13 protein-coding genes are annotated in these 14,748 nt (G+C 37.1%); 8 read left to right on the top strand and 5 right to left on the bottom strand.

What is annotated here, in order from left to right; all coding sequences use genetic code 11:
• Positions 1–81 precede the first annotated feature (81 nt).
• From ACESZG_RS02770 to ACESZG_RS02750, 5 genes are all read left to right on the top strand, one after another.
• Entirely contained in the window at positions 82–1,560 is a 1,479-nt protein-coding gene (locus ACESZG_RS02770) for a VPA1262 family N-terminal domain-containing protein (protein WP_055058990.1), read from the top strand.
• Positions 1,557–2,666, top strand: coding sequence for a hypothetical protein (locus tag ACESZG_RS02765; RefSeq protein ID WP_055058989.1), 1,110 nt, complete (start codon positions 1,557–1,559; stop codon positions 2,664–2,666). The genes ACESZG_RS02770 and ACESZG_RS02765 overlap by 4 nt, the downstream gene beginning before the upstream one ends.
• A 37-nt stretch (positions 2,667–2,703) precedes the next feature.
• Positions 2,704–3,957 carry an AbiH family protein gene (locus ACESZG_RS02760; protein WP_368210977.1) on the top strand — a complete coding sequence of 418 codons (1,254 nt, stop codon included), beginning with the start codon at positions 2,704–2,706 and terminating at the stop codon, positions 3,955–3,957.
• Positions 3,958–4,245: 288 nt separating this feature from the next.
• Entirely contained in the window at positions 4,246–6,363 is a 2,118-nt protein-coding gene (locus tag ACESZG_RS02755; protein ID WP_008704369.1) for a DEAD/DEAH box helicase, read from the top strand.
• The gene (locus ACESZG_RS02750; protein WP_008704368.1) at positions 6,360–7,013 is read left to right on the top strand and encodes a DUF2290 domain-containing protein; all 654 of its coding nucleotides are present in this window, start codon (positions 6,360–6,362) and stop codon (positions 7,011–7,013) included. The genes ACESZG_RS02755 and ACESZG_RS02750 overlap by 4 nt, the downstream gene beginning before the upstream one ends.
• Before the next feature lie 594 nt (positions 7,014–7,607).
• Here the strand turns inward: ACESZG_RS02750 and ACESZG_RS02745 are convergent.
• A complete protein-coding gene (locus ACESZG_RS02745; RefSeq protein ID WP_008704367.1) occupies positions 7,608–7,817 on the bottom strand; it encodes a DUF6219 family protein in 210 nt (69 codons plus the stop codon).
• A 1,025-nt stretch (positions 7,818–8,842) separates the two neighbouring features.
• Here ACESZG_RS02745 and panD point away from each other — a divergent pair.
• From panD to ACESZG_RS02730, 3 genes are all read left to right on the top strand, one after another.
• The gene (gene panD / locus ACESZG_RS02740) at positions 8,843–9,235 is read left to right on the top strand and encodes an aspartate 1-decarboxylase (RefSeq protein ID WP_008704365.1); all 393 of its coding nucleotides are present in this window, start codon (positions 8,843–8,845) and stop codon (positions 9,233–9,235) included.
• A 109-nt stretch (positions 9,236–9,344) separates the two neighbouring features.
• A complete protein-coding gene (gene panC, locus ACESZG_RS02735) occupies positions 9,345–10,184 on the top strand; it encodes a pantoate--beta-alanine ligase (RefSeq protein ID WP_008704364.1) in 840 nt (279 codons plus the stop codon).
• Positions 10,185–10,187: 3 nt separating this feature from the next.
• Positions 10,188–11,171, top strand: coding sequence for a bile acid:sodium symporter family protein (locus ACESZG_RS02730; protein WP_008704363.1), 984 nt, complete (start codon positions 10,188–10,190; stop codon positions 11,169–11,171).
• A 169-nt stretch (positions 11,172–11,340) separates the two neighbouring features.
• On the opposite strand, the gene ACESZG_RS02725 is transcribed toward ACESZG_RS02730, so the two are convergent.
• The 4 genes from ACESZG_RS02725 to ACESZG_RS02710 form a co-directional block, all read right to left on the bottom strand.
• Positions 11,341–11,706: a flavodoxin family protein gene (locus tag ACESZG_RS02725; protein ID WP_242859432.1), complete on the bottom strand. Its 366-nt coding sequence runs from the start codon at positions 11,704–11,706 to the stop codon at positions 11,341–11,343.
• 1 nt (position 11,707) lies between these two features.
• The gene (locus ACESZG_RS02720) at positions 11,708–11,911 is read right to left on the bottom strand and encodes a hypothetical protein (RefSeq protein ID WP_226839703.1); all 204 of its coding nucleotides are present in this window, start codon (positions 11,909–11,911) and stop codon (positions 11,708–11,710) included.
• 86 nt (positions 11,912–11,997) lie between these two features.
• Positions 11,998–12,771 carry a NifB/NifX family molybdenum-iron cluster-binding protein gene (locus ACESZG_RS02715; RefSeq protein WP_025580427.1) on the bottom strand — a complete coding sequence of 258 codons (774 nt, stop codon included), beginning with the start codon at positions 12,769–12,771 and terminating at the stop codon, positions 11,998–12,000.
• A gap of 306 nt (positions 12,772–13,077) precedes the next feature.
• Complete coding sequence (locus ACESZG_RS02710; protein ID WP_022381269.1) at positions 13,078–14,646, bottom strand: CdaR family transcriptional regulator; 1,569 nt, start codon at positions 14,644–14,646, stop codon at positions 13,078–13,080.
• Between the last annotated feature and the right edge of the window lie 102 nt (positions 14,647–14,748).

Here is a 14,748-nt window from a genome sequence, read left to right as displayed (position 1 = left end):
GAATTGATTTCCTGTAAGAGCCTTGGTAGTTATAATTGTTGTGAAATGGTTTCGATATATCTATGCCAAAGAGAAAAGGAAATGCCGGATAATGTATATACAATTTTTGTATTTGAAACAAGACCGAACGTAGAAAAGAGCTCGGAGAGACTTTTAAAAAAGCTTAAAAGTATTACTGATACATATTCATTAGGAATACAGAGAAAGGTGCTGGATGTATCAGAAGTTCGAAGTATTTTTGAATTGTTATGCAACAGTAGAGATAAGAAGGAAGTAGACATCGGAGATGGAAGGTTAGAAACAGGATATCTGGAAGGGGTATCGAAAGTTTTTATTCAGCAGGACAGTACAAAAGAGATGCTTTTAAACAAAGTATTAAAAAATAATTTTATTAATGGAAGTTATATTTTGGAATTTTTTGACTGTGATAAAAAGATTGTAAATGTGTTGAACACAGTGCAGTTCAGAAAGATGACAGATACAATATTCGATGCAATTCCAATTGATTTGTTTTCTGTATCAGATCGTATTGGGAATTTTGTGTTTCAATTTCCGTCAACGAATGTAAGGGTTTCTTATAAAAAAGATGATATGGAGAGACAGTTAACGTATGATGTGTCATTTGATAAAGAATGTGAGTCAGATGATCAATTTCTGGTATTGTCAGAAGGCGTTTTTGATGATTCGATTATTTCATTTGGTACCAGGACATTTAAACAGGAAGGATGTAATACTACATTTGAAGTTGGTGATGCTTCCCGATTTTGCAGGACAACGATAATTGATGTAAAACGGCAATTGATTTTGTCGCGTCAGGAAACAAGCTTTATAAGAAGAATGACGTATGTGCTGCAGATGGGTGCACAGTATGGAGAACAGCGTATCATTTATGATGAAACAGGACAGGTTGTTGACATTATTGAACCCATATCAGCGGAGAATGTTAATATTATAGAACAACCTGTTATTCGGACGCGAGATAGTCATATACATAAGCGTCAGTATAGCAGACGAGTTGATGAGTTATATGCCAGAGCTGAGTTTAGACGGTATGGAAGAGATTCAGAACCGCAGAAAGCTTTGAAAGATGTGATTGCATTGATGAATCGTGCACAAACAGGGAAGGTGTATCTGTGGGATCCTTATCTGACAGTTGAGGATATTTTACATACTTGGTATTTTACGAAAAGTATGAATGTAACGTTATATGCAATTACATCTGGTGAAATTGCCGAAAAAAGTAAAATGAGTGTATGTGATTGGATAGAACAGCAGCAGGAAATTATGGAGAAAAGGAGTAATCATTATGGTATACATGTAGAGCTTAGATGCCAGTGGGCTGATTATGGTTACAGTTTTCATGATCGTTTTCTCATGGTGCTTAATTTAGATCAGGATACCTCTTCTGTCTGGTCACTGGGTACATCTGTGAATAGCCTTGGAAATAAACATCATATTATTCAAAGTGTGGAACATCCACAGATGATGATAGACGCATTTGAAGAATTATGGAATGAGTTGGATGCTCCGGAATGCCTGGTATGGAAGAAAGGAGTATGATGGAGAAGACAATAAAAAAAGATATTTGGGAAATGATCAGTTCGGTGAGTTATAGTACTCATATTGCTGGTAACGCAGGAAGGGCTGATCAGAAATTTTTTGAACATTTGCAGGAAGGTATTGCTGATAATGATTTGGATAAGATATATGAATTCATTGATGCGTATGAGAGGGGAAAAAGTATAAAACCTGATGAATTAGTCTGCAGATTGTTTCAAAAAGCATATAGGGAGGACTCTGCACGTTTATGCCAGCTTTTGGCAGAGAAAAATAACATTGTAGATTATTGGATATTTCTTTCAACTTGCTGTGAAACAGATATGCTTGTGGATTTTGCAAAGATGGATGTAGCATATCCTTGTTTCTATTATGAATGTGCCAGGATTTTGTTGAAACGGACATCGGGTATAGATGAAAAATGCAAAGAGGCAATAATTGCAGCGGTCAAGAGAATTGCTGACAGGGATTTGGCGTTGTGGGAGCGCTGGGTACAAAGAAAGGAACATAATACAAATTGGCAGCAGCTTCTTTTTAGCGTTCTTTCTAAAGTCAGCAGAGAAGCGCTGAAGCGTTTTGCACAGACAATCAATCTGGATATGATGCTGCAGAATCATAAAGAGGATATTGTGGCTTGGGAATTTGAAAGGTTATCGGATACATCAAAAAAATATATCTTAGAAAATATAAGTAAAGATATTTTGGAGAATTGGAATTTATTGTTCGAGAAAAAGAAGAAAAAACATGAGAATTTAAGAGAAATATGGTTTTCTGGTTACTTTAGTTTAATTTTGAATTCTCTTCAATATGATTTGAAAAATAAGGAGGAGTGGAAACTTAGTTTTTTAAATTACGAAAAAATATTAGAAAAAGATATGTATGCATGGTATGAGAAAACGACACATATGTGTTGCGCTTTTTTCTATGATATAACGCAGATATTTTATATTGTACTGGCAGGGCAGGAAAAGCAGATTATAGAGGCGGATGAAAGCGTGACTCAAAGTATCAGGAAGATACAGTTATTTATACGGCGGCATGAGGATTACTGGAAGGATCATGTTAAACAAAAAATAGAACTGGAACATAGACTAGAGGCGATGTTGTAGATTTAAGTGGAAATTCATAACCAGTAAAGGACAAAGGATGAATATTTTAATAGTAGGAAATGGATTTGATTTGGCACATGGTTTGCCCACGAAATATGCGGATTTTCTGAAGTTTATAGATTTTTTTTACAAGCATAAGGCACAAGAAAGTTCAGGATTAGAATTGATTGCGGGAGAGGATATCAATTGCTATAAGTATTTTACAGACTTATTTAACAGTAAACAAGATTCTGAATTTGATCAGTATTTATATGATCAATCAAGAAAAACAATTCATGAGTTAAGTGATTTGTGCAAGGATAATGCATGGATTAAATATTTTTCAGAGGTGTATAAAAGCAGAGAGCAAAAAGGAAAAGACGGGTGGATTGACTTTGAAAGTGAAATTTCCCTGATTATACAGACATTCAACAGTGTAAGCAGGGATATACAAGAGACCATACAAAAGGGAGGCGTAGGAACGGTGCTTTCACAAAGGCAATTAAACGTTCTTGCACTATTTTTGGAAAAGATGGATAGTTCATCAGGAATGGCGACCCATGTCTGGAAAAAAGAAGAAATTGACTTTTGGAAACAGAAACTTCTGGAAAATCTGAATAAACTTACACGTGCACTTGAAATTTATCTCTCAGATTATATTAGCAATTTTATGCTGGGAAATGGACTGCCAGATATAAAAAACTTGCCATATTTGGACAAAATTTTATCGTTCAACTATACATGTACATATCAGAGGATATACGGAGAACATCCGTTTTTGGAGTTTGATTATGTGCATGGAAAAGCTGATTTAAGGAATGATATCCAATCTACAAATATGGTGCTTGGAATTGATGAATATCTGGAAGGAGATGCGAGAGATAAAGACCTCGAATTTATAGAATTTAAGAAATTTTTTCAAAGAATACATAAGGAAACAGGGGGCTTATATGAAGGCTGGCTTGAGGAAATTCAGTCTGAGAAAAAAATATATGAAATATCAGCAATCGTTAAAGAGAATGGAATAGTTAAAAAGCATCACAGAGTAGTTAAGTACCATAAAGTTTTTATATTTGGACATTCATTAGACATTACGGATAAGGATATATTAAGAAAATTTATTTTAAACGAAAATGTTAAGATAATAATTTTTTACACCGATAAAGAGGATTATAAAAAGAAGATTATCAATCTGATAAAAATTATAGGGCAGGATGAATTGGTAAAGAGAACGGGTGGGAAAAATAAAACAATAGTGTTTCAAAAGATAAATACGTGCACATTGGAATCTGATTCCATGAGGGAAAAATAAAAAAGAATAAAGCAGGGGAAGATTTGTGAATCCAGACAATAGTGCATTTCAGTTTGCTCTGAATTCCAGAATATATGTGGATAAGACAGATCTTATTAGTATGCACGATGGAGAAAGAGATGAAGAAATGTCTTGTCAATGATTGACAATCGGTAGTATATCTGCTATATATGAGACATATATCTGAGAAAAATCGTTAACCGTTCGGTTATTTAATTTCCCTGTGTGACAATATGATAGAAATGATATACAGAAAAACATGACATATTAAAAGTAAAGGGTGATAAGATGCTTACAATTGTAAATGGAGTTACATCTAAACAGGTGCTTGCAAATGAAATTATAAATCTTTTGGAAACAATGGGATTAGACGGATATTTTTATTTGGGCTACCCTGTTTTAGGGGGAATTGATGGAAAAATTAAAGTTGATGCATTGTTAGTGAGCGAACAGACGGGTATTGTACTTTTTGATCTGGAAACATTAGCAGAAGAAAATATGGAAGATAAAATTCAGTTATTGGATGAACTATATAATAATATGGAAGCCAAGCTGAAAAGATATGGATATCTGTCAAAAAGACGAGTTTTACAAGTGCCGATTAATGTACTGTCTTATGCACCCCTTTATAAAACGAAGAGTGATGAAATTTGTACATCAATAGAAGAAGTAAAGGAATATTTAGAAAGTCTGGAATGGAAACAGGGCGAAGAATATTATAAGAAATTATTGGAAGCGATTCAGATGATTTCACAACTGAAAAAAAGAGGTGGCAGAAAAAATCTTCAGAAGGCTTCGTCAAGGGGATCAAAATTAAAAGCAATTGAAGACCAGATTTCCTGCCTGGACAAGTATCAAAGTAAGGCAGTCATTGAAACGGTAGAAGGTGTTCAACGAATCCGGGGTCTGGCAGGATCGGGAAAAACAATTGTTCTGGCATTAAAGGTAGCATATCTGTATACTATGTATGAAAATAAGATGATAGCAGTTACATTTAACAGCCGGGCATTAAAGGGTCAATTTATTCAACTGATCACAAACTTTATTGTTGAAAATACAAATGAGGAACCTGATTGGAGCAGAATTAAAATAATTCATGCATGGGGAAGTAAAAATTCAGAAGGTCTGTATTTCAATTTTTGTAAGGCAAATAATCTAGTTTGTTATGATTATATGGATGCGTGCCAGAAATATGGAAGAAATTCATCTGCTTTTGACAGAGTATGTGAAGAAGCCGTAGAATCAGTAACGAATCCCCAGCCATTGTATGATGTGATTTTAGTAGACGAAGCACAGGATTTTTCAAAATATTTTCTTCAGATGTGTTATATGTCACTCCCACATGAAAGCCGTATGCTTGTATATGCATATGATGAACTCCAAAGCCTGGATAACAAAAACGTTGAATCTCCGGAAGACATTTTTGGATACAGTAATGGACGGCCGAATGTAGTGCTTGATAACAGTAATGGTAAGGCGGAGGATATTGTCTTATCAAAATGTTATCGTAATTCAAGACCAGTTCTTATTACAGCACACAGCCTGGGATTTGGAATTTACAGAAAAAAAGAGGCACGGGAGGAAACATCGTTAGTTCAATTATTTGAAGATAAACAGTTATGGGAAGATATTGGATATACAGTGAAAGAAGGTGTGATCAGAGATGGAGAATTTGTAACGCTATATAGAACAGAAGAAACAAGTCCTGCATTTTTAGAGGATCATTCGTCAATTGACGATCTTATACAATTTAGAAGATTTGAAAATAATGTACAGGAAGCGGATTGGATAGTTGAAGATATCGAAAAAAATCTGCATGATGAAGAATTAAGATATCAGGACATTATGATCATTCACCCTGATCCCAAAATTACGAAGAGTTACGTGTCACATATCCGTGTTAAATTAATGGAAAAGGGAATTAAATCGCATATTGTTGGGGTACAGACAACACCAGATGATTTTTTTCAGGAGGATTCTATTGCAATCTCTCAGATTTACAGAGCAAAAGGAAATGAAGCAGCAATTGTTTATCTGATAAATGCGGATCTTTGCGCAAGAGGCATCAACTTATCAAGAAAACGAAATATTATATTTACTGCTATGACAAGATCGAAGGCATGGGTACGGGTTAGCGGAATCGGAGATGATATGGATCTGTTAATACAGGAGTTTAACAGCGTTAAGGAAAGGAATTTTCAATTAGAGTTCACGTACCCGGACAAATCACAACGAAAGAATATGAGAATTATTCATAGAGACATGACTCAAAATGAATTAAGAGATATCAGAAAAAGCAATTCTAATCTGGCGGATATTACCAGTAAACTTGCAAATGGAGAAATTCGAAAAGAAGATTTAGATGAAGATACTGTGAATCGCTTAAAGGATGTGCTGTATAATTGAAAGAACAAGAAAAAGTATTTCGAGAGTTAAAGAAAGTTACAAGGGAATTGATCAGATGTGGACTGGCAGAAGAATATAACTATCCTGTAATTCAACAAATGGATATTGTATGGGAAAAATATCAAAATATTTCGTTATATTTAAGGAATATGGATTACAGTACAATTTATGATGAAATAGAAAAAAATCATAATTATAATGTTAAATTGCCAGATGGCGGTATCATACAGTTGATGTATCGCTTTAATAGAACGGGAAAAGAATTGATTTCGCACAGATTGGGGTATTATCCATCACCGTCGTATGAACTTTATCAGAATGATCCGGAATTATACGATGTTGACTATATTTACGGAGATATTTTAAATAAATCTGTATTGCCTGTGATTATTCGAGCTGATTACAATCGAGATCCGGAGGAGAGCGAACTGCATCATCCATATTCACATATTACTTTAGGGGGATATAAAAATTGTAGAATTCCTGTAGATCGTCCAATATCACCGATGAAATTTGTGAAATTTATTATGGAACATTTTTATTATGTTCCGAGTTCACAGTTGGAATTCAATTTTGAAATTGAGGGTATAGTAGCTTTCGAAGAACATATTGCAGAAAAAGACATAAATAAGAGCAGAATAATAGTATGAAAATGGAGAATGAAATATGGAAATTGTTAGAGAATCTATATTCATACAAACAGCTATAAAATTATAGTGTAAATTATAGTAGAAAAGTAATTGACATATTCATGGTGGCAAGTTAATATAATATTAACAACAGGCAACAGGAGTGTCTGTCAAGCGTTGAAGTAAGGTGTTGTGCCAGGAGGCAGTGCCTTACCAGCTTTATAAGGGTTTAGCATTTACCACAATCTGGCTAGGGAGCAAAAGCTCTCAAAAGAAAATGCTGGGAGGCTCTGCCAAGTGCAGGGCCTTTCTTAATTTTATTATGAAAATAAAGGGAGTTGCGGAAAATATAGATGAGAACAGTTGTTGATTGTGTATCATCATTTATTCCTCTCTTATCAACAATCAACAGAGTATGAAATTGTTCTGGGAAGAAAAAATGTTGCGGTTAAACTTATAATAACGTTTGATAAGAAGGACTGTTTTCATTTGATGGGATTACAGGATTACATATATTATACGACAGATTGAAAAAAGATGTAAAATAGCAAGATTGCCTGATGGAAAATATTTATTCCATCAGGCAATCCTATGTAAACATTTCTTTAGTTTTGATTATTCTGCAGATTCTTTAGAAACAGAATTTTTCTTTTTTCTGGATTTACCAGAAATCATTTTATGACCGGAGTAGATAGCCATAATCATGCAGAGAAGAGAGCTGCAAGCAAAATATTTGTGAGCAGTTTTCATGTTTTTATAGCCGGTATAAAAGGTTCCAATCATGGCTGCCAATGCACCAAGTGACCAATATTTATGTGCTTTCATTTGAATATACCTCCTGCGTTTTTTTATATAATACCTCTTTTTAGAAAGCATGAAAACAGGAAATTTATAAATTCTGTTCTTTCTCAATCTGCTGTTCCTGTTCGTAGCTCTTCCCAAGGATCATATCAATATTGGCAGACACGGTACGAAACTCCCGTTCATAATTCCGGCGGTTAGAAAAATCTTCCCGTTGCATATTTCGCAATTCAATAAGTCGGTCTTTTTCAGCATAGAGGGATTTCGTGGAAGGCAGCTTATTTCCGACAGATTTTTCTTTCAGTGTTCGGAGAGCTGTATCATAAAGAGAAACTTTTTATTTTTATGGTAATAGCTGTTTAGTTTCTGACATTCAGATTACAAACCTGTTTGCGGCAGAGTTATTGATGCCGTATGAAGTCTTTCGGAAAAATTTCTTTGCACATATGAACGAATTGGAAATAACTCCCGGGAAGGTACGGTTGGATGAGGCTATCCGTCTGATTGTTTGTCAGATGAGTGATTTTTTGGTTCCTTATGTGATTAGCATAAATTAAGTCTGCGAAGCAAACGATACTCCTTGGGCTTTGCACAAGGAGATTCATATTTATTGTATTTCGCAGTGTATTACTGGACGCGGAGTGAACAGTAACCAGTAAATAAACAATTTATTGACAAATAACTGACCAGATGTAATAATACCACTCAGAGATAGTATTTGGACTCAAAACTATACTCTGGCTGAAATCACTGGAATCTTATATAAAAGCAGCCAGCCGGAATCCGGAAACGGGAACGGAGGGATGTATGTAATTTTAAAAGATACGAGCCGGTATTTATGATACAAAAAATCAGATTTCCAATAATCTATGGAATAGTAAAACATATTTTATGTATCAGAAACAGGACTCAATATACAGGGAATCAATCAGAAGCGTTTCAGGGTCAAAGTGTATCCTGATGCGCTTTTTTTGCAGATCATAAAGGTATATTTCCTTTTTATGGTGCTGCTTGACTCTGATTTTTCCCGCAGGAAAGGACTATATAAGATGACAATAGAAATGTTAAAAGGAAAAATCCACAGAGCAACTGTTATCCAGGCTGAACTGGATTATGTGGGAAGCATTACTGTGGATGAAGAACTGCTGGAAGCTGCCGGAATACTGGAATATGAGAAAGTTCAGATTGTAGATGTGAACAATGGCAGTCGATTCGAGACATACACAATCTGCGGAAAACGCGGAAGCGGTATGATCTGTCTGAACGGAGCAGCAGCAAGATGTGTAAGCACAGGTGACAAGATTATCATCATGGCTTACGCAGGATATGAGCCTGAAGAGGCACGCACTCATAAGCCTGCAGTTGTATTTGTAGATGAAGAGAATAAGATCAGCAGAGTGACCAATTATGAGAAACATGGTCTGCTGAAAGACATGGCCTGAAAACGTTGATATCAGATTAGAGGCTATCATAAGATGAAAGTGAATTCAGAAAAGAGGCTATCTCAAAATCTATGATACCGGTCCATTGACCGAGAAAGAGGAGATAACAATGCAGGTAACAAAAACAGTAGAAGAAACAAGAAAACAGATCAAAGCATGGAAAAAAGAAGGTAAAACTATAGGTCTTGTTCCAACAATGGGATTTCTTCATGAGGGACATGCAAGTCTGATCAAAAAATGCAGAGAACAGAACGACATTGTAGTTGTGTCTGACTTTGTCAATCCAACACAGTTTGGTCCGACAGAGGATCTTGAGGCATATCCAAGAGATTTCGAACGCGACAGCAAACTCTGTGAAAGTCTTGGCACAGACCTGATCTTCTGCCCTGAACCTTCTGAAATGTATCATGATCCCCATGCATTTGTAAGTATCGATACATTATCTGAGACACTTTGTGGAAAAACACGTCCTATCCATTTCAAAGGTGTGTGCACAGTTGTAACCAAGCTGTTCCATATTGTAGCCCCGGACAGAGCATATTTCGGACAGAAGGATGCTCAGCAGCTGGCCATCATCCGCAAAATGGTCCAGGATCTGAATTTTGATATAGAAATCGTAGGCTGCCCGATTGTCCGTGAAGAGGACGGACTGGCAAAATCCTCCAGAAATACATATTTAAGCGATGAAGAGAGAAAGGCTGCTCTCTGTCTGTCCAGATCCGTAAAACTCGGACAGGAAATCATTCACGCAGGCATTTCCGCAGAAGAACTTCTCGGCAAAATGCGTGCAGTGATCGAGGCAGAGCCTCTGGCAAAAATCGATTACGTTTCCATGGTAGATGCACTTACCATGCAGCCTGTGGAAAAAGCTGATCATAATGTTCTCGTAGCAATGGCTGTCTATATTGGCAAAACAAGACTGATCGATAACTTCAGCTACGAGGTATAATATATGGAAAATATTTTAAAGAAAATAGGAAAAATCAGCAGTTTTGCATCCAGATATATTGGAATCATCATCATTGCCTTTTCATGCCTTGCCTTTTTCTGGAGGGATGGATTTGCATGGATGACAAATTATACATCTGTTTTTCTGGGCGTGATCATGTTTGGTATGGGACTGACCATACGTCTGGAAGACTTCCGGGCAATTTTTTCCAGACCAAAGGAAGTGATCATTGGCGCAGTTGCACAGTATACGATCATGCCAGTCGTAGCCTGGGTATTGTGTAAAGTTATGAATCTTCCCGCAGATCTGGCTCTGGGTGTGATTCTTGTGGGATGCTGTCCTGGTGGAACAGCCAGCAATGTGATCACCTATATTGCAGGCGGTGATGTTGCACTTTCAGTAGGAATGACCATCGTTTCCACTCTGGCTGCTCCTGTTATGACTCCATTTCTTGTGTACATTCTGGCAGGTGCCTGGGTGGAAGTATCCTTCTGGGCAATGGTACTTTCTGTTGTAAAAGTAATTCTGGTTCCTGTACTTCTTGGAATCCTTCTCCGTACACTTGCAGGAGATCATGTAGATAAAGTTTCAGATGTTATGCCATTGATCTCTGTTGTAGCCATTGTTATGATCATTGGCGGAATCGTGGCAATTAATGCAGAGAAAATCTTAAGCTGCGGAGTTCTGGTCCTTGGCGTTGTTGCGATCCACAATTTCTGTGGTATGATGCTTGGGCTCCTTGCAGCAAAAATTTTCCATGTAGAATATACACGGGCAACAGCTATAGCTATTGAAGTGGGCATGCAAAACAGCGGACTGGCAGTTTCTCTGGCAGCAGCTAACTTTGTAGCCAATCCACTGGCAACTCTTCCAGGTGCTATTTTCAGTGTATGGCATAATATTGCAGGCTCCATCTTTGCAGGAATCCGCCGTTCCGGCGTAGAAAACAGGACACGCACAGGTGAAAATGGTGTGTCAGCAGCATAAATAACAAGGGAACGTAGAAAACAAAAAATCCCCGGAATCCTTGGCTTAACAGTGATAAGAAACTAATTTGCTTATCTACTGCCAGCTAACGGATTCCGGGGCAAAAATAACTACTTGAATTTTTTTGCTTTTATGACATCTATAATTATCCCTTTGTTTTTTATAAGCTTTATTCGCCAACTCTCAATTTCTCAGCATTTTGAACGGAATATCCCATATCATAGGCTTTTTTGAAAACACTTTGATTTCTGACTAATCCGGCATCCATCACGTTTGCTGCATATATCTTTCCTGCAATCTTGTATTCTTCCAGATGTTCTACAAAACCATCCAGATCACCAAGCGGTCTTTCAATGATGTCCTCGCCCAGACCAGCCGATATAATATAGTAAACTTCTTTTTTACCAAGATGCTGCCAGATAGGATAAGTGCGGTCAATAAAGGTCTTCATCTGGGCACTGATTCCATAAAAATAAACCGGAGTAGCCAGTACAAGTACATCTGCTTTCCGAAACATTCCGAGTATTTCAGCCATGTCATCTTTTAATACACAGGTACCGCCATTTCTCATACAGCCGTCGCAGGCTCTGTACCATGTTCACCTGATGTCCTTTTGCTTCTGCACCTTTTTTGAACTGCTCACAGCTAAACAGTTCTCTGACTGTATTTTCATATACCACACATTTCTCTGCCTTCTTAATCTTTTTGGCATATTTTTTACTGTTAGTAAAGAATGTCATGGTTCGACCCTATGAAGTACGGCCCTATAAAGTATAGATATTTATCTACAATCTCCCAGTAGCCGCTCTTAGGCGAACCATTCTTCTTAATGACAGCTATGGCTTACGCATCCATGCTCGCCACATGTATGTCCTTCCCCGTGGTTGTGCTCGTGATGAGAACACTTCACATTTGGATTATACGCAAGTGTTTCATTGATAAAGGCTTCTACCGCTTCATCTGCATCTCCGGAAACTCCTCCGAAAAGCTTAATACCGGCTGCCGCTAAAGCTGTCTGTGCGCCCCCTCCGATTCCGCCACAGATCAAAACATCTGCATTCAATGCATTAAGAACTCCTGCCAATGCGCCATGTCCGCTTCCGTTGGTATCTACTACCTCTGAATGTACCACTTTCCCTTCTTCTACATCATAAATCTTAAATGTTTCTGTGTGTCCAAAGTGCTGGAAAATCTGTCCGTTTTCATATGTTACTGCTATTCTCATAATACCTTCTCCTTTTTCCACTGCATATTTTTGATAAAGCTCCTGCTTGTAACATCCTCCAAGGTTGCAGTCGCTACTTTGACCATCGCAGATTCTGAAATCCCCGCCCTCAATTCTAAGCGGATGTCCATCAATAAGTGCATCTGCTATTTTCTTCCTGGCAATCTCGTAAATTCGTTGAACTGTTGTTCTTGCGATCTGCATAGATACTGCACACTGCTCCTGACTGTAACCTTTCTTGTCCAAAAGACGAATTGTTTCATACTCATCTACCGTCAGAATAATGGGGGCTTTTTTCTCCGTATCATCTGCCGGAAGAAATTCTAAAACATTGGGAAAATGGCAGACTTTTCTGCATTTTATTGGTCTTGGCATAAACTGCTCCTTTCTTGTTATAATATAATAGTTCTATAAAGGGCATATGTCAATAACATTTTTGACATATGCCTTTTTAACCAAATCAAGTAAGTCCCCTGCTTCAATTGCGAAGAGCAAACGGGCATCGGAGAGACTTCTGGAAAGCAGTACGAAATATCTTGAAGAGAAGCTGAAACTCACAGTCAACAGAGAGAAGCTTAATGAGATACTGACTGGTTATCTCCATTACTATGGCATCACTGACAATTCAGAGAGAATTACAGCATTTCGTTATAATGTTATGAAAAGCTACAATTTTAAATATCAGGGGAGATCGAGGTCTCTTATCTTCAAATATTCCACAAGCTTAAAAGACATTCTCAACAGAAACTCTGTCATGGGATCGTTTAAATCGGCTTTACCTATTTCAATGATTTTTTCCATTCGATAAGCCAGCGAATTCCTGTGAATACACAAAATGTTAGCTGTTTCCTTATTGTTATGGAAACACTGTAGATATACCTCAAGTGTATGGTAAAGTTCATTTCCCGTTCTCTGGTCATATTTATTCAGTCTGTAAAGGGCAGGGTGGATATAATCTGCAAGTTTTTCTGGTTCTTTGATCTTGTTCATCATTTCGTAGAACTCAATTTCAGAATACCGATGAATTTGATGCTCCATCGGATACCTTTGATCCCATGATATTTCCTTCTTAAGGTTATCAGGGATTCTGTGATTCCATTCAAGAACTGTCCGCGCCTGCTGATAAGCTCTGTAAAATTCATCCATTTTTGAAAAAACCAGGGAGATTCCTACATCCAGATGATACTCTGCCATCGTTTTAAGCATTATTTTTTGAGTATCTACAAATATAACAGAACTCTGATCTGGTACAAGCAGGACTAGTGCATTGTCGTGGACAGTCATATATGCTTCCGGAAAGATATGTCGGATCACAGGATAAAGCTGCTGCTTTAATTTATTTTCCTTCAAAAATGTCTTCGGTTGGATACAAAGTGCATACATTGCATCAGATACTCGAAGATGAGAAATGGAATCTGCCAATATATCAGCCGGAGTTCCAATCAGCAAGGCTTCAAGAAGCTGCTGGTCCGCACTGGTGTACTGAAACAGTTCAGGATGATAATGTCCAACTACGGAGCTGATTGCCCGGCTTACATCACTCATAGCTGCTAAGTGTTCTGCGGTAAAAGGGATATTGTTTTCTATCATCAGAACAAAACCAACCTGAACACCGTTTAAAAACACTTTCGAACTACATTTACGATATGGTGATTCCGGGCAAGATACTTCAACAGCCTCAATGCTGGCTGAAGCCCCCTGGACAGCTTCCAATGACATTACATTTTTAATGAAATCGTATGTACAATATCCACGTTCAATATTCTTTTTCCATAATTTATCCGTAACCGGAATTGATGTAGAATATGACAGGATACGGAATTTCTTGTCGCAAAATACCAAAGAATATCCTAATTTGATGGATGCAGAGTTAATCACTTCATCCAGGCTATGGGAAGAGTGGCCTTTTCGAACCAGTTCTTCATATAAACTAACCTGTTCATGTGTCTGAAGAAACTGTTTTGCTGCATTAAAAACCGCAAAAAGCTCTTTTGCCTGTACTGTTGCACGATCCGTGCAGGAATAAGGAAAAAGATAGTTTTCTCCACGAACAAGGATACATTGAGAAGGCTGCATATCAGGAGACAAGACATCTGGATAACCAAAATAGACAATATCTGTGGCGTATCCTGTTTGAGTGCCATCCAGCAGCTCTACATCTCGTATTTCATGAAGATCAGTAGAACAATTTAGTATTATGTTAAAAGTTTTTTCATTTTTTAAATAATCAATAAGATCGGAAAACAGCATCTTCATACTCCTCTTTACAATTATTTGTGAAAAATGCACAGTGTTTTGCAGATTATTATTAATTATAGTGCATTGTGCATAAATACACAATGTCTTTTTTAT

It is taken from the genome of Blautia sp. Marseille-P2398 (genome assembly GCF_964240315.1).
GTDB lineage: Bacteria > Bacillota > Clostridia > Lachnospirales > Lachnospiraceae > Blautia_A > Blautia_A wexlerae.
The sequence above is the reverse complement of the archived record's forward strand: the minus strand, read 5'-3'. Positions and strand labels throughout refer to the sequence as shown.